Here is an 18,645-nt window from a genome sequence, read left to right as displayed (position 1 = left end):
AGATGGAGGTGGCCCACTCCCCCGTGGTGCCCACCCCTGGTGGAGTCCGTCGAGCCGTACCGGGTTTCGTCGGGCGGCTGGGAAGGACGGCGGTGGTGCCTCGCGGCCGGTTGCGGGTCTACCTCGGGGCCGCTCCCGGGGTCGGCAAGACGTACGACATGCTCGCCGAGGGGCAGCGCCGTGCCTCGCGAGGGACGGACGTGGTCGTCGCCTTCATGGAGGACTACGGCCGCCTGCTGACCCGCCGGATGGCCGAGGGCTTGGAGACCGTGGCCCGCCGGACCATGACCTACCGGGGCTGCACCTTCACCGAGATGGACCTGGACGCCGTGCTGGCCCGCCGCCCCCAGGTGGCCCTGGTCGACGAGCTGGCGCACACCAACGTCCCGGGATGCCGGCACGAGAAGCGCTGGCAGGACGTCGAGGAGCTGCTGGAGGCCGGGATCGACGTCATCTCCACGGTCAACATCCAACACCTGGAGTCGCTGAACGACGTCGTGGCGCAGATCACCGGCGTCCGGCAGCGCGAGACCGTTCCGGACGACGTGGTGCGCCGTGCCGACCAGATCGAGCTGGTCGACATGTCCGCCGAGGCCCTGCGCAGGCGGATGGTCCACGGCAACGTCTACCCGCCGGAGAGGATCGACGCGGCGCTGACGGGCTTCTTCCGGGCCGGCAACCTGACCGCGCTGCGGGAGATCGCCCTGCTGTGGGCGGCCGACCGGGTCGAGGAGGCGCTGCTGCGCTACCGCCACGACCACGGCATCCAGCAGCCGTGGGGAACCCGCGAGCGGGTCCTGGTCGCGCTGTCCGGCGGCCCCGAGGGCGACACGCTGATCAGGCGGGCCAAGCGCACGGCCTCCCGCGGCGCCGGCGGCGAGTTCCTGGCCGTCCACGTCGCCCGCGACGACGGGCTGGCCGGCGCGTCCCCGCAACTGCTGGCCCACCAGCGCGCCCTGGTGGAGAGCCTCGGCGGCAGCTGGCAGGCGGTGAACGGAGACGACCCGGCACAGGCGGTGCTGGCCTTCGCCCGACAGGTCAACGCCACCCAGATCGTCATCGGCGCCACCCGCCGTAGCCGCCTCAAGAACCTCTTCCGCCGCGGCACCGGCGAGGCGATCATCGAGGGCTCCGGCGACGACATCGACGTCTACGTCGTCACCCACTCCGAAGCCGCGCATGGCCGGTTCCTGCCCAGCCGCCGGTCTCGCAGAAAGCGTTGACCACGACCTTTCCGGCCGAGACGGGCCACCGGCAGGAAACGTTTCGGACAACCGTTGGTCTCCCCGACGACCCCAAGGAGGAGCCGGGTGCCGGACCCGAAGTGGTTCCAGCCCCGGCCCTCCGCCAACAACTACGCCGGCGACAGCTCCGGCGCCAGCAACCTCGGCCCGAACAGCGACGACCTGCTCAAGGCGGTCGACGACCGCCGCAAGGCCGTCGCCGAGTTCGACGGCGTCGACCCGGCGAGCGTCCCGGCGGATGCGCTGACCGCCTCCGGCTCCGGCCTCGACCCGCACATCTCGGTGGCCTACGCCAAGGAGCAGGTCGACCGGGTCGCCAAGGAACGCAACCTGTCGGCCGACACGCTGAACCGGCTCATCGACAAGTACACCCGGGCCTGGTGGGCAGTCCGCACAAGGTCGTCGCCCCGCTCCGGTCTCCGTGCGGTTCGTGCGCCCGCCAGTCCAGGTAGCCGACGACACCGGTCGCCGTGAACGCCACCACCAGTCCCCCGGCGAGCAGCGCCGCCTGGTACCTCCGCATGCCCGTCACCCCTTCCCGTTGACGGTGCTGTTCGCCACGGCACCCACCGCACCGCCCTGGGCGGCCTGATGCCCGGCATGGGTGGCGAGCTGATTGATCTGGTCCATGCTCAGGCCGCTCCCGACTGCCGCGTCCCGAACGGCCTGGGCCGTGCCGATGCCGCTCGCGTTGCGGCCCTCGTCCGCCTTCTGGCCCGCCTCGTCCTGCGCCGCCGCGAGGGTGTCCTGGTGCGTGCTGTCCACGATGCTCTGCAGCATCTGGCCGAAGACGAAGTCCCCGGCCGCGCCCGCGCCCGGGACCACCGCGGTGGCCTGGTAGACCACGGTGTCGAACGCACCCCGGGCCCACGACGCCCCGTTGACCACCGCGTCGTTGTAGGCCTTGTCCGAGGCGGCGTGGTCCTTGAACACCGCGTCCGCACGAGCCTCGTTGAGGATCCCGGCGATGGCGCCACCCGAACTCGCCGCGTTGCCCACCGGGATGGCGAGCTTCGTGGTGTCGGTCTCCCCGCCGGCGAACGCCGTGTGGATGAGCGCGGTGGGTACTGATCCGCTCACGCTCGGCGCGCAGCCCGGCGGGCGTGGCTGGCTCGACGGCCTGCGCGACGTGGGCCGCAGCGGCGCTCCTGCTCACGCGAACTCGCGCAGGCGGGGCCGTACCCCCGCCGCGGTCAGGGCGAGCGCCGCCGCCAGGGCCGCCGCGCCCAGCCCGGCCGTGGCGGCGTCGAGGTCGTCGTCGGTGACGGCCACGGCTCCGTCGAAGGCGCGCTGGTTGATCGCCTGGTTGTCGTCGAGGGCGGCGCTGAGCGCGTCGAAGTCCGCGTTGGACTGGCCCGCGGTGGTGCCGGTGTCGAACGTGACGGCCTCCTTGAGCTTGCCCTGGGCGTTGAGCTCGCGGATCTTCCGGTCGTCGCGCTGGTACTGCTGGAACGCGTTCAACACCCGTTCCGCGGCCTCCTGTTCACCGTCGAAGGTGATGTTGCGCAGTTCGTCGCCGAGGTATCCGCCGAAGCCCACCTGGCCGTGGTCGGCCCGGTGCCGGTCGGCCAGCGCGGCGAGCTTGTCGTTGTACGAGGCGAGGGTGGCACCGTCGACCCGGGCGAAGGACTGCGTCTTGTCGAGGAAGCTCTGCTCGTACGCGGCCGCCCGGGCGGGGTCGGTCAGGTACCGGCTCTCGTCCGCGTTGAGGTCGTACGCCACCGCGCGCGCCCGGCTGAGCGCGATCACCGAGTCGAAGGAGTTGCTCTTGGCTACCACCAGCTGGTGGTCCGCCCGGGAGGCCAGCGTCAGCGCGGTGACCAGCCCGGCGAGGGCGAGCAGGGTCGCGATGGCCAGCGGCACGTTCACCAGCCGCCGGAAGCGCACCGCGAGCAGTCGCTGCAGCACTCCGAGGGCGGCCAGGGCCACCAGGCCGGCGATCAGGATCTCCCACCAACCGCCGGCCAGGGCGGCGCGCTGGTCGGTGTAGTTGCGCTCCACGACGGCCGCGTTGGCCTTGGTCACCTCGTTGACAGCCGGCAGCAGGCGCTGGCGCAGCAGGTCGGTGGCCTGCCGGTAGGCCGCCAGGGCGTCCGCCGAGGGGCGGCCGGCCTGGGCGTGGGCCTGGTCCTCCAGCAGCTGGGCGCGGGCCACCAGGGCCTCGTACTGGCCGAGTTCACCGATGACGGTCTGCACGGCCCGCTGCCCGGCCGTGTCACCGGCCACCGCCTCGGTGACGCGCTGCAGGTCACTGTCGGCCTGGGCGCGGCGCTGCTCGTAGGTGTCCAGGGTCTGCTGGCGCAGCTTCGTGTAGTCCGGGTCGGCGCCGAACAGCAGCAGGTTGGCCGCCTGGGCGTCCATGTCGTTGAGCGCGAAGTAGAGGTCGGCCGAGCGGACCACCTGCGGGGCGGCCTGGTGGCCGATCACGTCCGTGCCGTCCCGGGCTCCGCCCAGGACGGTGCCGGTCGCCGCACCGGCGGCCAGCAGGGCCACCAGGCACAGCCCGGTGAGGCCGCGCACCAGGCGCGGGGTGTTCCACCACGCCCGACTGCGCCAGGAACGGCCGAACCAGTGAAGGGAGGCACGCGGCCCGGGAAGTGGTACGGCTGTCTCCTGTCTCGCCGTCTCCGGCGCGACCGTTCCACCCTCGACCGCCGTACCACCCGACGTACCCGTTGGCATCGCCGCGCGCCCCCTCCCCCTGTCTTTCACTGGCCGCCGAACCTTCCCCGGAGGAACCCGCCGAGGGTCGGGGTTCGGCAAACGGTCCGCCGTCAGGCCCCACGCCCTGGCGGCGAACCGTTTCCTCGCAGCTCACGCTAGGTGTCATCGAACACCCGTCCGCCCGCCTTGACGGGTCCTTGATGTCCTCGACGGTCATCTTGACGAGGCATTGTCGCCGTGGGTCAGGGCCTCGGCCCCGCGGCCGCCGTCCGCACAGCCGGACACCACCCCGACCCGCGCTCACCTCCGCGCCAAGAAGGCGTCAGAACCGCGCCGGACGCCGCCAAGCCCGCGTCAACGACCGCCGTCGACTGCCTACCCCGTGGCCGACTTGGACCGCGTCCACCTCGAAGAGGCGCGCACTCGACTGCGGTGCACTGCCTGGTTCGCCCCGGAACAGGTACTTGCCCGATCCAAGCCGGAGGTTCAGATGGGCCACATCACCGGGCCGGATGACGGCCCGCTGTCGAAGCAGGTCCCGGAGACGGCCGCGCGGCACCATCTGGGCGGCCGTCGTGCGAGCTACGTTCCGGCGCCGCTCCCACCGGTTTTCCAGCGGTCGGAGATCGTCGTCGTGTCCGTCATCCTTGCCGTCATGGTCTCCGCCGGCGTCGCGCTGGCCCCCATGTCCCCGCCCCTGGCTGCCGTCTGCACGGTGCCGATCCCGGTCCTCCTGATCTACCGGTTCGTACGCGAGAGTCGCGTCAGGAGATCCAGGACGGACGTCGGTCTCCACCTCTACGAGCACGGCCTGGTCGTCGTCCGGCACGGCGAACTGCGCGTGCTGCGCTGGGACGCGATGACGGTGTACCAGAACATCGGCCGGTACCACACTTTCGGCCGGAGCAATCGTCTCAAGCACGCCTACACGCTGCACGACCATGGAGGCCGATGGCTCACCATCCGCGAAGGGTTCCCCCACCCCGAGGAATGGGGCCGCCGCATCCAGCGGGCCGTGGCCGACGCGCAACTGCCGGGCACGATCGCCGCCGTCCGGTCAGGAGAAACCCTCACGTTCGGCCGTTTCCGGGTGGACCTGACCGGCGTGGAAGCGGGTCGCGGACGGGTCCCCTGGTCGCAGGTGGCAGGCGTCGGCGCGAGCAGGCAGGGACTCGTCCGCATCGAGGTCGCCGGGAAGGGAGCGGGGCTGTCCGGCGACCCGGTTCGGATGTTCCCGAACCTCCAGCTCTTCATCTCCTTGGTCGAACAACTCCGGCGATAGCCCGCAAACGGGACCGTCCTCGGCGGCGCCGGCGGGCCAAGGCGCAGGATGGGGCGAGCGGATAGCGGAGCCCGCCCAGTTCCAGCACCTGGTCGGAGATGGTGGGAAAGGCGTGCCAGCGCAGGCCCAGCCGTTCGAACCACAGGTGGTCGGGGTGACTGATCCGGACCTCGGGGACCGCATCCGGCGGCAGCTCGAACCACCGCGGTTCACGTCCCGGCCACTGGACAACCAGGGTACCGTCGAGCGGGGTCGGCGATGACCTGTCGGCAGCCGCGGTTCATGCGCCCGCGGTGTCCTCGGCCTCCCAGCGCAGCAGGTCGCCGGGTTGGCAGTCCAGCACCTCGCACAGCGCGGCGAGCGTCGTGAAGCGCACCGCCTTGGCGCGGCCGTTCTTGAGCACCGCGAGGTTGGCGGGAGTGATCCCCACCCGGTCGGCGAGTTCGCCCACCGACATCTTCCGCCGGGCCAGCATCACGTCGATGTCGACGGCGATCGGCATCAGATCACCTCGTCCAGCTCGGCCTGCATCCGGTTCGCCTCGCCGTCGCGGGCGACGGCCTGGGCGAGCAGGGTGCGCAGCACCAGCACGATGAGCGCGACGCCCAGGATGGCCAGGCCGATCCCGGCCATGATGCCGGTGACGCCCGGGTCGTCGCGCTGGCCGGGCGCGTTCACGGCGGTGACCGCGAACCAGGCGAGCGCGGCCGCGACGACGGCGCCGATGATGCCGTCCACGTAGCGGAAGGCGGCGTGGGAGAACACGGTTCCGCGTCGCACCATCGTCACCAGCCGCCAGACGCAGCCCATGGCGACCTGGACGGTGCCGATGCCCAGGATCGTGATCACGCGCAGCGCGGTCAGCGGGAGCGTGCCGCCCTCCTGGTCCTTCCCGCTGACCAGCGCCCACACCATCAAGCCCTGTACGAGCACGCTGCCGGTGAGCACCACCGCGAGCACGGCGCGCAGCGCGCGCACTGTCAGCTTCCCCAAGACTCATCCTTCCATCGAGTTGCGATGGGAATCTATCGAATCTCGATAGGGTGGGCAAGCCTCTCTCCACCGCACCGCCCGCACCGCGGGTCCAGATGAATGAGGCCGATTGCTGGGCCGGCCGCGACCATGACGAAGGGTGCCCGCTGGTTAGTCTGTGAGGACGAACCTGGACACCCTTGCTCGGCCTCCCCTCGGCGAGGCGCGGCGATGTCAGTGTGGCGGCGGATCGGCGCCGAGGGTGGTGGCGAAGGGGTCGTCGGACAGCCCCCAGTGTTCCGCGCCGAGGGAGAGTTCGGCGTCGGTGAGCAGGCACTCGTTCAATTGCCGGTGCAGTTCTGGGACGTCGAGGTCGATGCCGGTGAACGTCAACTCGCAGCGGCGCTCGCCGTAGTAGGGGTCCCAGAGCAGCGAGGCGAGGGTGCGGCGCTGTGACGAGGCGGCGTGCCATGCCTTGCCGTCGTGCTCGGGCAGCCAGGAGCCGGTGTTCTGGATGGCGAGGTGCTCGCCGGCGAAGTCCCATCGGTGGATGGAGTGGGGCCGGTTGGCCAGCCACAGGTGGCCGCGGCCGCGGACGATTCCGGCGCAGATCTGCCCGAGCGCGTCGTGCAGACGCTGCGCGTGGAGCGGCCGGCGGGAGGACCAGAGCGTGGTGGTGACGCCGAACTCCGCTGCGCGCGGCTGCCTGGGGAACGGCAGGGGCCCGTGCCGTTCCCGCACTTCGTCGGCGTCGAAGTGGTTCCCACCCACCAGTGTCGAAGGATTGGGCATCCAGAAGCCGCCGGTCAGCTGGTCGTGGCAGATGTGGGTCAGCTCGTGGCCGGCGCAGAGATGGAGCGCCAGCGCGACGGCGCGCGCGGAGGCGGCGGGGCCGGGGTCGTTCGTGTTCGAGGTCACCACCACGTCGGCGCCTTCCAGATGCCGGGCGGTGGTCTCGGCGACGGTTCGCCGGTCGTCGGGGCCGACGGCCAGTCCGTGGTCCAGGAGCCGGTCGCCACAGCCGAGATCGTCCTCCAGGCGGGAGAGGTTCACGGCGATGGCGACCGTGTCGATCCGCAGGTGGTCGGCGAGCGACTGCCCGCAGACGTGGCCGTGCGCGACATCGAGGGCGACCAGGTCGGCCGCCATGCCCGGCGGGAGGGCCAACAGCAGGTGCCGGTAGTGGCCGGCGCGTGCCAGGCGAAGCAGGACGGCGAGCACGCCCGGCGGCAGCAGGTGAGGGGAGCAGGGACGCGACGGTGTCAGTACGTCGCCGTCCACCGGTCCGGAGCGGTCGGACAGCTGCCAGCAGACCGTCCGGCCGTCCGAACTGACCCGCACGGCGAGCACCGCCACGCCCGGGAGCTCGATGCGGGCCAGGTCGGCGACGCAGTCGCGTACGCCGGCGGCGGGGCCGCCGAGCACGGTGACGGGCAGCGGCTGCGGTTTGCCCTGCGGGGTCATCTCACCTCTCCTCTGTGCACCGGCCAACCACCATAGCTTAATGGTTTTCGTTTTCATTTAGGGTGGTGTCAGGTCGACCAGCACGGTGCCGCGGGCATTCCCGTGCCGCGGTCCCCGTCGGTAGCCGCTCCTCTCCCGTTACTCGGAGTCGCCATGTCCGCTCACTGCCAACTCACCGGCCGCAGGCCCGGCTTCGGCAATGCCATCTCGCACTCGCACCGCCGCACCCGGCGCCGCTTCGACCCCGCGAGCCCCGCGACTTCGCCCGAGGACCGCCTGGCCGCGCAGGCCGAGCTGCAGCGCCAGCCGCGCGACGCCAGCGCCACCCGGGTCCGCAACCGCGACGCCGTCGACGGCCGGCCGCGCGGCTACCTGCGCGCCTTCGGCCTCTCCCGGATCGGCGTACGCCAGCAGGCGCACGCCGGGTTCCTGCCAGGTGTCCGCAAGGCCAGCTGGTAGCAACCCGCACAAGCCGGTCGCGTCCCGCGTCGTACCAGTCCTCCCGGTCCACACGACCCGGGACGCGACCTCCGCCCCACGTTCGTCCCGCCCGGACCACTCCGGCGCGAAGCTCCCAGGAGGAAGAACCGGTGTCCCGATCCAAGCTGCTGCCCGTCGTGGTGGTCGGAGGACTCCACGAGGCCGCGCGCCGCCAGGCCGTCCTGGAACTGCTCGACGGCTGCCAGGACGCAGTGGTCCTGCACCACGACCTGACCGAGGCCGAGGACGGTCGCGTGCGCCGACGGGTCCGGGACACCTCCGGGCCGCTCGGCGAGGCCCAGCTTCCGCTCACCAACAACTGTCCGTGCTGCGCGCTGCGCGAGGACCTGCTGCCCGAACTGCTGAGGATCGCCGATGCCGGACGTCACCGGCTCGCCGTGGTGGAGCTGTGGGGCGGCAGCGAGCCGCACCCGCTGGTCGAGGTCATCGCGGGCGGCGAGGTCGGCGACCGCTGCATGCACGATGCGGTGGAGATCGTCGGCGTGGTCACCGCCGTGGACCCGCTCAGGGTCGTCCCGGAACTCTCCGTCTCGGACGAACTCTCCGAGCACCACCTGCACACCTGCGCCGACGACGACCGCACGGTCGCCGAGGCGCTCGCCCACCAGATCGAGTACGCCGACGTGCTGGCCGTCTCCCACGCCGCCCGGGCCGCCGGGACGCCCGAGTTGCACACCGGCATCGCGATGCTGCGCCAGCTCCACCCGACCGCCCGCGCCGTACGGCTGGGCACCGGCGCACTCGTCCGCGTGGCGCTCGCGGGCTTCGACGTGGCCGCCGCGCGTGACCGGGTCAACCCGGCGCTGGCCCTGCTGCCGCAGGAGGCCGACGAAGCCGGGGTGGCCACGCTGGTGTGGGAGCGGCGCCGGCCGCTGCATCCGGCCCGGTTGCACGAGGCGCTGGAGCAGCTCGTCCCGGCCGCGCAGCGCAGCCGGGGCCGGTTCTGGCTCGCCAACCGCCCCGACCTGATGCTCGGCTGGGACGCGGCCGGGGCCAACCTCGCCGTGGAGGAGTGCGGGCCGTGGCTGGTCTCGCTGCCGGACGCGGTGTGGGAGCTCTACCCGCCCGCGCGCCGGGCCGCCGCCGCCCTGGACTGGGACTACGTCCACGGCGACCGGATCCAGCAACTCAGCTTCACCGCCGAGGGGTTGGACGTGGAAGGAATCACCGAACTGCTCGACTCCTGCCTGCTCACCGATGCCGAGCTCGCGGCCGGGGAGCCCGGTTGGAAAGCCATGCCGGACGCCTTCGAGGACCTGCTCGACCCCGTCGCCTGAACCTTCCGACCCGCACTGAGCCCGCGAGCTGGCGCTGCTCCCGTACGGCACCGCCACCGGCCCACCCACCATCCTCATCGGCCGAGGAGTTGAAGCAGCGCCGGCCAGGATCACACCTGCTCGAACTCCTCGGCAACGACGAAACCCGACCCCGCTGGCTGGAGGCCTAGAACCCCGCGTGCGAAGTCACCGACTGACCGTGCAGGGGTTCGGCCAGTCGTCCCAGCAGGCCCGCGACCAGGGCGGTCTGCGCGGGGACGGTGTCGGGGTAGATGAACTCGCCCTGGGCGTGGGCGCCGTCGCCGACCGCGCCCATGCCGCACAGCACCGGCAGGCCTAGGGCGGCGACGAAGTTGGCGTCGCTGGCGCCGCCGACGGCGGCGGCGGGCAGTCCGTCGCGGCCCTGCTCGCGGGCGACTTCGCGGGCGAGGCCGAGGAGCGGGGCGGAGGCGGCGTTGAGGGTCATCGGGGGCCGGTTCCAGGCGTGGTCGATGTCGATCCGGACCCGCGGGTCGCTGACCTTGATGGCCTCCAGCTCCGTGTCCACGCGCTCCCGTTCGGCCTCGCTGCTGACCCGGATGTCGACGCTCGCGGTGGCCTGCCCGGCGACGACGTTGGCGGCGGAGCCGCCCGTGATGAGCCCGGGGTTGATCGTGGTGCCCAACTCGGGGGCGGCGACGGCTGCGGCGGCGACCACGAACTCGGACAGCGCGGTGATGGCGCTGGCCCCGTCCTCGGGCGCGAGCCCGGCGTGCGCCTCGACGCCGCTGGCGGTGACGCGGAAGGTGCCGTTGCCCTTGCGGGCGGTCTTGACCGCGCCGCCGTGCGCGCTCGGTTCCAGTACCAGTGTCGCGTCGGCGTGGTGCGCGATCTCCTCGATCACCGGGCGGGAGGACCGGGAGCCGACCTCCTCGTCGCCGTTGAAGACGAAGGTGACCGTGGGCACCGGGACGCCGTACTCCCGGGCGAGCTTGAGGGCCCAGATGCCCTGGGCCAGGCCGGTCTTCATGTCGAAGATGCCCGGTCCGCTGAGCCTCTCCCGGCCGTCCGACTCGGACGGCGCCCAGCCGGCGAGGGTGCCGGTGGGCCACACGGTGTCGTAGTGGCCGACCAGTGCGACGTGCCCGGGGCCGGTGCCGGGGTAGGTCAGGGTGAGGGTGTCACCGCGCTCGCCACCGCGGTGGCGGTGCTCCTCGCCGGGCTGCCCGAGCCGGTGGACGGCCAGATCGTGCAGGAGGTCCCGACCTGCCGCCAGGCCTGCCAGGTCGTAGCTGCTGGTCTCCTGGCCGACGAGGGTCATGATGTCGGTGACGATCTCCGAGGAGACCTCGTGGGCGCGGTCGGTGAGGGTGACTGTGGCGGGGTTCATGATCGACTTTCTCGTGCGGACGGATCGGGTCGAAACGGTGGACGGGCGGCTCAGCCGATGCCGAAGGGGATGCCGAGCAGGTACCAGGCGAGGAAGAAGGCGACCCAGGCGACCCAGGCGACGGCGGCCACCGGGAGGGTGAAGGAGGCGAGGGTGCCGATGCCGGCGTCCTTGCGGTACTGCCGCAGGTAGGCGACGGCCATCATGAAGAACGGGCTCATCGGCGTGATGCACTTGGTGACCGAGTCGGCGACCCGGTACATGGCCTGGGTGGCCTCCGGGTGGACGCCGACCAGCATCAGCATCGGCACCAGGACCGGAGCGACCAGCGCCCACAGCGCGGAGCCGCTGGTGACCAGCAGGTTCATCACCGCGATCAGCCCGGCCACACCGAGCAGCACGAGCCAGCCGCTGAGATGCAGGTCGCGCAGGGTCTCGGCGCCCTTGACGGCGAGGATGTCGCCCAGCTTCGTCCACTTGAAGTAGGCGAGGAACTGGGACATCGCGAAGAACAGGACGATGGTCGGTGCCATCGACTTGGTACCGTCGGCCATCGCGGCCATCACGTCGGGGGCGCCGCGGAAGGTGCCGGCGAGTCGGCCGTAGATCCAGCCGATCACGGCGAAGAACACCCCGAGGACCACCGCCATACCGCTGAACACCGGCGAGTTGAGGATGCCGCCGTGGTCGCCGCGCAGCGGCGAGTGCGTCGGGATCATCGCCGCGACCAGGAGCGCGGCGAGGCCCAGCGCGACCACTCCGGCCCCGCGCAGCGCGCTGCGCTGCCGCGCGGTCGCCTCGATCTGCTGCGCCTCCGCCTTCTCGGCGATCGGCGCGGCGGCCACCGGCTCGTCGGGCTCCAGGTCCGAGCGCCGCACGAGGACCGTCTCGACGACGACCGTGATCACGAACGCCATGAGGACCGACGACGCGAGCCCGAACCAGTAGTTCGACACCGGGGTCACCACCGCGTGCGGGTCGATGACGTGGGTGGCGGCCGTGGACATCGACGACAGCAGCACATCGGTCGTGGTGAGGACCGGGGAGGCGTTGAAGCCCGCGGAGACCGACACGTACGCGACGACGCAGCCGAGGACCGGACTGCGGCCGGCGGCCCGGTAGAGCGCCGCGCCGAGCGGGATCAGGGTCACGTACGCGGCGTCGCCGGCGACGTGGCTGACCATCGCGGTCAGCGCCAGCGCGAAGGTCAGGTAACGGCCCGAGGCCCGCGCGACCAGGCGCCGTAGAAGTGTCTCGAACAGACCGCTCTTCTCGGCGACGACGATGCCGAACATCACGATGAGGACCGTCGACAGCGGCGGGAAGCTCGCGAAGTTCTCGACGGCGTGTCCGACGACGAGGTTGAACCCGTCCGTGCTGAGCAGGCTCTGCACCTCGATGGTCTTCTGCGTCCCCGGGAGCACGGCGCTGACGTGCTCGGCGGCCAGTACGGCGCTGAGTACGGCGACGAGGGCCGCGAGGCCCCAGAACAGCCAGAACGGGTCGGGCAGCCGGTTGCCGGCCTTCTCGATCGCCGCCATCGCGCGGTTCATGGCGCGCATGGATCTCGAGCCGGGCTCGGTCTCCCGCGACTCGGTCGTGGTGGCACTCATGGCTACCCTTTCGGCACTACTGAGGGATGTTTTCGCACACGATGGCATCCAAGTGAGAGATTTTCTAGATCTTCCATGTCACGATGGGATCAACTGGCAGTCTAAGGTACGGAAACATGACTGGGCCTCTCCTCGACGAGCTCGACCGGCGCCTGATCGGGGCGCTGCACGTAGCCCCCCGGGCCACCTGGGACGACATCGGCGCGATCCTGTCCGCCGACGCGGGCACCCTCAAACGCCGCTACGACCGGCTGCACAAGGCCCGCACGGTGCGCGTGGTCGGGCAGGCGGACTGGGGCCTGCACTCCACCGCGATGCCGGTCCACGTCTTCCTGGACACCACCGGCGAGACCCCGCTGGCGGTCCTGGAGCGGCTGCGTGACCTTCCCCACGTCCAGCGGCTGGCGCAGATCTCCGGCGACTACCCGCTCTACGCCGTGATCCACGCCCCGTCCGAGGCGGCCACCAGCGAGGCGATCGACCGGCTCTTCTCGATCCCCGGTGTCCGCCGCGTCAACGCCCTGCCCGCGCTCAGCACCCTGCGCCGGGGCGCCAGCTGGGACCCACAGTTCCTCACCGACGCCGAGCGCGCCGGCCTGCTGGAACTCGCCGGGGTCGGCCCGGAGGGCACCGCGACGGCCAACCCGCCCGCCAAGCCCCTCAGTGATGCCGAGCGCAGCGTCGTCACGCAACTGATCCAGGACGGCCGGGCCTCCGCCGCGAGCATCGCCCGCGCCGCCGCCCTGCCCACCTCCACCGCACACCGGGTGGTGCGCCGGGTCCTGGACGAGCGCTGGGTCAAACCGCGCCTGGAGATCGTGTCGGAACGGCTCGGCTTCCGGACCCCGTTCATGCTCCGCCTGCGGGTCGCCCCCGGCGGGACCCCCGAGGTCATGCGGCGCCTCGACCAGCTGCCCCAGACCCGCCTCGCCGTCCACGTCGCCAGCGACCTGTCCGTCCTGTGCACCGGCCTGGTCACCGACCGCTCCGCCCTGGCGGCTTTCATCGACGAGGAGCTCGCCGAGATCCCGGGCATCCTCGCGGTCAGCGTCTACGTGATGCTCGCCGAACCGCGCCGCTACTGGCTGGACCGGGACCTCGCCTCCGGCGCCCTCGGCACCTTCCACGCGCCCACGCTGCTCTGAACGGGCCTTCGGGGCGGCGGGTCGTCCGGGGATTCCGGTATTTCTGTCGGCCTGTTCCCGCTGACCGTCGCCCCCGAGCCGTCCCGATCATCGACGAGTACGCATACGCGGCCTGACCGGCAGCGACCGGTTTCCGGACGGCACCGGATTCCCGCCTCACCCTCCCGAGTGGTCATGCGTGTCCCTCCAATCGGAGCAGAGCCTCCCCCCATAGTGTTCTGCAAACGAACTGTCAGCTCGTAGCCGCATCCCCGGAATTGGAGGCACCGAGCCAGATGACCGACGAGATCGTCCGTGCTGCGATCCACCCCGCCATCGGAATCGCCAGAGTCGGAAACTCACTCGATGAGTACTACATCGCACCCGAGGTGCCCGACCCCGCGCCGCAGGACCCGGGCTTCTACAAGGACTCCGCCGGCGCGATCAAACGCGAGGCGGCGCGCTTTCGGGTCTACGGGTACAACGCCCTGGGCGAGGTGGTGACCGAGCTGACCGCGGACAACGCCGACATCCGCTGGAGCGCGCACCTGGCGAACAAGAAGGCTGCCTGGTACCAGTTCCAGCTCGCTCTCGACATTCCCGACGCGGCGAGCGCCAAAGCGTCCGAGCTGCGCAACAAGGAGATCACCGGCGACCTCCGAAAAGACCTGATCATCGACCCGGGCCCGATCGGCATCAGCGGGAGAAACCTCTCAGGCCCCGACTTCCACTTCCGCGAGGGCAAGTTCATGGGGAAGGAGGTCTATCTCGGGGAACTGCGCACCGACGAGGACGGGCACCTGCTGGTGCTCGGCGGCTTCGGCCAGTCAGCCTCCTACAACGGCAAGCCGATCACCACCTACGCCAACAACGACGGCTGGCACGACGACATCGGCGACGGCCCGGTCACGGCGACCGTCACCGTCGGCGGCCGCGTTCTGCCGGTCGACCCCGCCTGGGTCCTGGTCGCCCCGCCCAACTACGCCCCCGCGTTGAAGGGCATCCGCACCCTCTACGACCTGCTGTACGACGTGTTCGTCGGCGCCGGATCGCTGCCGTTCCCGGACAGGGTCTCCTTCACCCGCCACATCGCACCGGTGCTCCAGCGCTTCACCGATCATCAGTGGGTCAACCACGGCTTCGCCGGGTACTACGGGCACGACGGTCTCGGCCAGTTCACCACCCCGCAAATGCTGGCCCGGCTCAGCAGCAACGCCCCCACCCGGCGCGCACTGCGCCGGCAGGTGTTCAACGCGCTGCGCGACTTCGGGCGCGACGACGCCTCGCCCGTCCCCTGGCCCTGGCTGTACGGGGATGCGATGGCCATCCCGCCGCGCTCGCCGCTGCACCACATGGCGTTCTCCCCGACCCAGTACCGGATGTTCCAGTACTGGGCCGACGGTGACTTCGAGGACGACTGGGGCACCCTCGGGGCCACCCCGCCGCCCCGGACACTTGCCGAGGTGCGCCTCGCCGAGCAGCCGGCCGCGCTCGACCGAGCCGCACTGGACTTCTGCCTCGCCGACGCCTTCCACCCCGGCTGCGAGGTCACCTGGCCGATCCGGCACCCCTCGATGTACATGGCGCCGTTCCGGATCCGCCACCGCCCGGCCGACCAGCCCGAGCCCTCGTACGGCACGGTCCTCACTCCCGAGACCGCGCTGTCGGTGAACGGACCGCTGTACGCCCAGGCACCGGGTGACCTCTCCCGGTGGATGGCCGTCCCGTGGCAGAGCGACACCGCCAGCTGCCGTTCCGGCTACGAGCTGTCCCTCGGCCCGCGCCACGACCCGTACCTGCCGACGTTCTGGCCGGCCCGGGTCCCCAACCACGTCCTCACCGAGGACGACTACCAGGTGGTCGTGGACGAGACCCGGCCGCTGGCCGAACGCACCGAGGCGTTCGAGCGGCGGGCCGTGTGGCTGCGTGGGCTGCGCGGGCAGAACACCGAGCAGCTCAACCAGATGATCGACGACTGGTACCGGCTCGGCATCGTCGAAGTGCGCGAGGGCGCCAAGGACTTCCCCGACCGGATCCAGGTGGAGTCCAGGCCCTCCATCGACCTCGAAGGCGTTCCGCTCACCCAGAACCTGGTGACGCTGCACGTGCCCCAGGCCGCAGACCCGGCCCTCGCGTCGGTGGCGGTCAACCAGGCGATCTCGGTCAGCGGTTACACCGCCGAAGAGGTGACGGCCGGCTTCATCGACAAGGTCGCGCCCTTCCGCGACAACGCCTGATGACCGGTCGACGCCTGATGACCGGTCGGCGCACCGCCGCGGGCGACCACTACGACGTGGTGGTCGCCGGCGGCGGCCCGGCGGGCGCCGCCGCCGCCCTGACCCTGGCGCGCGCGGGCCGGACCGTCCTGCTCACGGACGCCGGGAACGGCCCGCCCAGGCTCGGCGAGGCCCTGCCCTCGGTGGCCAAGGTCCTGCTCGGCGACCTGGGCGCCGGTCAACGGCCCGTCCTGGCCGGCCACCTGACCTGCTACGCCAACCTCTCCGCCTGGGGATCGACCGCCCTGCGTCGCACGGACTTCATCAACGACCCGAACGGTCCCGGCTGGCACCTGGACCGGGCTCGATTCGACCGGTGCCTGCGCGAAGCGGCCGGCTCGGCCGGCGCCGAAGTGGCGGAGCGCACCACAGCGCGCCCGAGGTCCCGTTCCGCAGAAGGAAGTTGGGCAGTCGCACTGCGCGGACCAAGCGAGCAGCGGATGGTCCGGTGCACCTGGCTGGTGGACGCCAGCGGCCGCCGGCGGGCGGTGGCCTCCGTCGGCCGGGCCGCCGCCCACCGCATGGACGGGCTGGTCGCCACCTGCCTGGACCTGGCACCCGACCCGACGGGCCGAGCGGGCGAGACCTGCTCGCTGGTCGAATCCGCCCAGGACGGCTGGTGGTACACCGCGCTGCTGCCCACCGGCCGCCGCCTGGTGGCCTACTTCACCGACGCCGACCTCGCCCCGCCCGCACCGCGCACCCGCTCGGACTTCGCCCGGCTGCTGCGGCAGACCCGGCACGTCGCGGTCCGGGCCGGCGCCCACCCGCTGCCCACCGACGCGACTCCTCGGCGGGCCCCCGCCCACTCCTCGTACCTCGACACTCCCACCGGCGACGGCTGGATCGCCGTCGGTGACGCCGCCGCCGCCTTCGACCCGCTCTCCTCCCAGGGCATCCTCACCGCCCTGCACACCGGTATGACCGGAGCCTCGGCCCTGGCCGCCCACCTCGACGGCGACGACCGGGCACTGGAGACCTACCGCACCCAGGTCGCCGCGATCCTCACCGCCTACCGGCGCAACCACCGCGCGGTGTACAGCCTGGAAAGCCGCTGGAGCGACCGGGTCTTCTGGCAGCGCCGGCACACGTCCCTACCGCATCCCTCCGCACCACAGCACAGCGTCCAGAAGGAGCTCGCATGACCACCCGTCACGACCACGATCACGAGGACCCTTCGGTCCACTCCTTCATCCTGTCCGGCCGGGACACGGTCTTCGGCTACCACCTGGCCATGTTCGGCATGGCCGAGCACCGCTACCAGGTCGTGGTCGAGTACGACCTGCCCACCGACATCGTCGACATCTACCTCAAGGACCAGGCGGACCGCCCGGCCAGCTGGCACGCGGTGCGCAACACCGAGGACATGGTGCTGCCCCCGATCGGCGACGGCTCGGTCACCGAGTACCCGGCCCGGCTCGACCGGGTCACCCAGACCGGCAACGGCGAGGACCGGGTCTGGGAGCCCATCTCGGGCGGCTTCACCGCGCGGATCAAGCGGGTGCTGAACTTCCGCCGGTTCAGCGAGGAGCCCTTCCCCGCGCACCTCACCTACCTGCTCTACGGCCGGGGCAAGGAGGCTCACATCGCCCACCGCCTGGTCCAGCGCCCCCACTTCGAGCAGATCTTCACCCTCCGGCAGGTGCCCGACGGCGTCAAGGCCGACGATCTGGCGAACGCCGTCGAGCTCACCATCCCCTCGGTGCCCGACAACGGGCACGACGGCCAGCCGTGGACCACCAGGCCGCTGCCCGACGGCAGCTACCCGGCCATGCTCCACCGCGGCAAGGCTGCCCCCACGCCGATCACACTCGAGCTCGGTGACGAACGCTGGTGGAACATCACCACGCTCAACGCCTGACGAGGCAGGGCCGTGCACATCGATCCGCTGTCCCGGTTCCCCGACGTGCTCGCCCACTCCTGACCGGCTGACTCCGCAGTGGAACCGCCGGCCGCCGGATCGGGCACCACCACCCGATCCGGCGGACCGGGACCAGCGCCTCCCCAACGCCGGCCTGGACTTCCGGGCTCCGGAGGCCGTCCGTGCAAGGTGTGCGTCGAGGGCAGGCGTTATTGCCTCGGTGCGGTTGGGCGGCAGCTTGGACGTACGTCGTTCGTTCGTTCGGCAGTCGGAGGTGAGGGAGATATCCCGTGGCACGCGCGGCGCCGCCTCCAGTAGGTTCCGCGGATGCGGCAATTCGCGGAGATCGAAGACCTGGCGGGGCTTGTGCGTGACGCGCTCGGATCGGGATGCCGCGTCGTCGCAGTGGACCGGTTGCGCGGGGGGAGCAAGAAAGGGGTGTACCGGGTCCGCCTTGACGGAACCCGCACGGCGAGTGTGATCGTCTACAGCTGGGCCGATGCCGAGAACTTCTGGCCAGGCGCGCGAGAGGCCGATCCGGCTGACCCGTTCGCGCCCGCCTCCGGACTGGTCCCGTTCCTTACCGCGCAGCGGAGCTTGGACAGCCTCGGGGCACGGGTTCCGCAAGTACTCCTGGCGGATGACAGCCGGCGCCACTATCCGGCGGACGTCGCCGTGGTCGAGGACGTCTCCGGCGGCACGCTCGAAGCACTCTTCGAAACCGATCCGACGCGCGCTGCGGCAACCCTGGGCGACCTCGCCGAGCTGCTTGAGGTGATGCACCGACACCAGGACGAGCGCTACGGCAGGGTGGACCTGCTGGAGCGGGGCGGATCCGTGTCCGAGGTCTCGTGCGAGCGACGGGTCCTCGACCGTGCCCTGCAGGACCTTGAGGAGGCGGCGGGGCGCGACGGTCGCATCGCGGCGGCCGACGCCGCACTGCGCGACCGTCTGCAGGAACTGGCCGATCGGGTGGGTCCTCGCACCGCCTACGGGCT

18 protein-coding genes are annotated in these 18,645 nt (G+C 71.5%); 10 read left to right on the top strand and 8 right to left on the bottom strand.

The window, feature by feature from the left end:
• Window positions 1–95: 95 nt before the first annotated feature.
• Window positions 96–1,223 (top strand): universal stress protein, encoded by a 1,128-nt coding sequence (locus AB0F71_RS28725; RefSeq protein ID WP_360239977.1) that lies wholly within the window; start codon window positions 96–98, stop codon window positions 1,221–1,223.
• An 87-nt stretch (window positions 1,224–1,310) separates the two neighbouring features.
• The gene (locus tag AB0F71_RS28720) at window positions 1,311–1,718 is read left to right on the top strand and encodes a potassium-transporting ATPase subunit C (protein ID WP_360239974.1); all 408 of its coding nucleotides are present in this window, start codon (window positions 1,311–1,313) and stop codon (window positions 1,716–1,718) included.
• Window positions 1,719–1,772: 54 nt separating this feature from the next.
• Here the strand turns inward: AB0F71_RS28720 and AB0F71_RS28715 are convergent, their stop codons facing one another.
• Window positions 1,773–2,324 (bottom strand): hypothetical protein, encoded by a 552-nt coding sequence (locus AB0F71_RS28715; protein WP_360239971.1) that lies wholly within the window; start codon window positions 2,322–2,324, stop codon window positions 1,773–1,775.
• A gap of 72 nt (window positions 2,325–2,396) precedes the next feature.
• Window positions 2,397–3,764 (bottom strand): hypothetical protein, encoded by a 1,368-nt coding sequence (locus AB0F71_RS28710; RefSeq protein WP_360239968.1) that lies wholly within the window; start codon window positions 3,762–3,764, stop codon window positions 2,397–2,399.
• 634 nt (window positions 3,765–4,398) lie between these two features.
• On the opposite strand from AB0F71_RS28710, the gene AB0F71_RS28705 reads away from it, so the two are divergent.
• Window positions 4,399–5,190, top strand: a complete 792-nt coding sequence (locus tag AB0F71_RS28705; RefSeq protein ID WP_360239965.1) for a DUF6585 family protein — start codon at window positions 4,399–4,401, stop codon at window positions 5,188–5,190.
• Here AB0F71_RS28705 and AB0F71_RS28700 read toward each other — a convergent pair.
• The 4 genes from AB0F71_RS28700 to AB0F71_RS28685 all read right to left on the bottom strand — a co-directional run bounded on the left by AB0F71_RS28700 (window position 5,159) and on the right by AB0F71_RS28685 (window position 7,626).
• Window positions 5,159–5,425 (bottom strand): nitric oxide synthase oxygenase, encoded by a 267-nt coding sequence (locus AB0F71_RS28700; RefSeq protein ID WP_360240144.1) that lies wholly within the window; start codon window positions 5,423–5,425, stop codon window positions 5,159–5,161. The genes AB0F71_RS28705 and AB0F71_RS28700 overlap by 32 nt on opposite strands.
• Window positions 5,426–5,470: 45 nt before the next feature.
• Window positions 5,471–5,692, bottom strand: coding sequence for a helix-turn-helix transcriptional regulator (locus AB0F71_RS28695; RefSeq protein ID WP_360239962.1), 222 nt, complete (start codon window positions 5,690–5,692; stop codon window positions 5,471–5,473).
• A complete protein-coding gene (locus AB0F71_RS28690) occupies window positions 5,692–6,183 on the bottom strand; it encodes a DUF2975 domain-containing protein (RefSeq protein WP_360239959.1) in 492 nt (163 codons plus the stop codon). Before AB0F71_RS28690 ends, AB0F71_RS28695 begins: the two co-directional genes overlap by 1 nt.
• Window positions 6,184–6,396: 213 nt before the next feature.
• Window positions 6,397–7,626: a GTP-binding protein gene (locus AB0F71_RS28685; RefSeq protein ID WP_360239956.1), complete on the bottom strand. Its 1,230-nt coding sequence runs from the start codon at window positions 7,624–7,626 to the stop codon at window positions 6,397–6,399.
• Window positions 7,627–7,779: 153 nt separating this feature from the next.
• Between AB0F71_RS28685 and rpsN the strand changes: the two genes are divergently transcribed.
• Window positions 7,780–8,085 carry a 30S ribosomal protein S14 gene (rpsN, locus tag AB0F71_RS28680; RefSeq protein ID WP_360239953.1) on the top strand — a complete coding sequence of 102 codons (306 nt, stop codon included), beginning with the start codon at window positions 7,780–7,782 and terminating at the stop codon, window positions 8,083–8,085.
• A gap of 131 nt (window positions 8,086–8,216) precedes the next feature.
• Window positions 8,217–9,404 (top strand): GTP-binding protein, encoded by a 1,188-nt coding sequence (locus AB0F71_RS28675; RefSeq protein WP_360239950.1) that lies wholly within the window; start codon window positions 8,217–8,219, stop codon window positions 9,402–9,404.
• 166 nt (window positions 9,405–9,570) lie between these two features.
• Here the strand turns inward: AB0F71_RS28675 and AB0F71_RS28670 are convergent, their stop codons facing one another.
• Entirely contained in the window at window positions 9,571–10,773 is a 1,203-nt protein-coding gene (locus tag AB0F71_RS28670) for a M20 family metallopeptidase (RefSeq protein WP_360239947.1), read from the bottom strand.
• A gap of 50 nt (window positions 10,774–10,823) precedes the next feature.
• Entirely contained in the window at window positions 10,824–12,386 is a 1,563-nt protein-coding gene (locus AB0F71_RS28665; protein WP_360239944.1) for an AbgT family transporter, read from the bottom strand.
• Window positions 12,387–12,502: 116 nt separating this feature from the next.
• On the opposite strand from AB0F71_RS28665, the gene AB0F71_RS28660 reads away from it, so the two are divergent.
• The 5 genes from AB0F71_RS28660 to AB0F71_RS28640 all read left to right on the top strand — a co-directional run.
• On the top strand, window positions 12,503–13,531 hold the full coding sequence (locus tag AB0F71_RS28660) for an Lrp/AsnC family transcriptional regulator (RefSeq protein ID WP_360239941.1): 1,029 nt from the start codon (window positions 12,503–12,505) through the stop codon (window positions 13,529–13,531).
• A gap of 275 nt (window positions 13,532–13,806) precedes the next feature.
• Window positions 13,807–15,747, top strand: a complete 1,941-nt coding sequence (locus AB0F71_RS28655) for a LodA/GoxA family CTQ-dependent oxidase (RefSeq protein WP_360239938.1) — start codon at window positions 13,807–13,809, stop codon at window positions 15,745–15,747.
• The gene (locus tag AB0F71_RS28650; protein ID WP_360239935.1) at window positions 15,747–16,931 is read left to right on the top strand and encodes a tryptophan 7-halogenase; all 1,185 of its coding nucleotides are present in this window, start codon (window positions 15,747–15,749) and stop codon (window positions 16,929–16,931) included. The genes AB0F71_RS28655 and AB0F71_RS28650 overlap by 1 nt, the downstream gene beginning before the upstream one ends.
• Window positions 16,928–17,647, top strand: a complete 720-nt coding sequence (locus AB0F71_RS28645) for a hypothetical protein (RefSeq protein WP_360239932.1) — start codon at window positions 16,928–16,930, stop codon at window positions 17,645–17,647. Before AB0F71_RS28650 ends, AB0F71_RS28645 begins: the two co-directional genes overlap by 4 nt.
• Window positions 17,648–17,974: 327 nt before the next feature.
• The coding region (locus AB0F71_RS28640; RefSeq protein ID WP_360239929.1) for a phosphotransferase at window positions 17,975–18,645 on the top strand (671 nt) is incomplete at its 3' end.

Source organism: Kitasatospora sp. NPDC028055 (genome assembly GCF_040637885.1).
In the GTDB taxonomy this organism is placed as follows: domain Bacteria; phylum Actinomycetota; class Actinomycetes; order Streptomycetales; family Streptomycetaceae; genus Kitasatospora.
Note: the sequence above shows the minus strand (reverse complement) of the source record. Positions and strands in the feature narration are given on the sequence as shown.

Excerpts from the sequence above, each read along its gene's own strand:
- AB0F71_RS28665 (WP_360239944.1), bottom strand. The coding sequence starts at position 12,386 with ATGAGTGCCACCACGACCGAGTCGCGGGAGACCGAGCCCGGCTCGAGA.
- AB0F71_RS28660 (WP_360239941.1), top strand. The coding sequence starts at position 12,503 with ATGACTGGGCCTCTCCTCGACGAGCTCGACCGGCGCCTGATCGGGGCG.
- AB0F71_RS28655 (WP_360239938.1), top strand. The coding sequence starts at position 13,807 with ATGACCGACGAGATCGTCCGTGCTGCGATCCACCCCGCCATCGGAATC.
- AB0F71_RS28645 (WP_360239932.1), top strand. The coding sequence starts at position 16,928 with ATGACCACCCGTCACGACCACGATCACGAGGACCCTTCGGTCCACTCC.
- AB0F71_RS28685 (WP_360239956.1), bottom strand. The coding sequence starts at position 7,626 with ATGACCCCGCAGGGCAAACCGCAGCCGCTGCCCGTCACCGTGCTCGGC.
- AB0F71_RS28670 (WP_360239947.1), bottom strand. The coding sequence starts at position 10,773 with ATGAACCCCGCCACAGTCACCCTCACCGACCGCGCCCACGAGGTCTCC.
- AB0F71_RS28705 (WP_360239965.1), top strand. The coding sequence starts at position 4,399 with ATGGGCCACATCACCGGGCCGGATGACGGCCCGCTGTCGAAGCAGGTC.
- AB0F71_RS28695 (WP_360239962.1), bottom strand. The coding sequence starts at position 5,692 with ATGCCGATCGCCGTCGACATCGACGTGATGCTGGCCCGGCGGAAGATG.
- rpsN (WP_360239953.1), top strand. The coding sequence starts at position 7,780 with ATGTCCGCTCACTGCCAACTCACCGGCCGCAGGCCCGGCTTCGGCAAT.
- AB0F71_RS28650 (WP_360239935.1), top strand. The coding sequence starts at position 15,747 with ATGACCGGTCGACGCCTGATGACCGGTCGGCGCACCGCCGCGGGCGAC.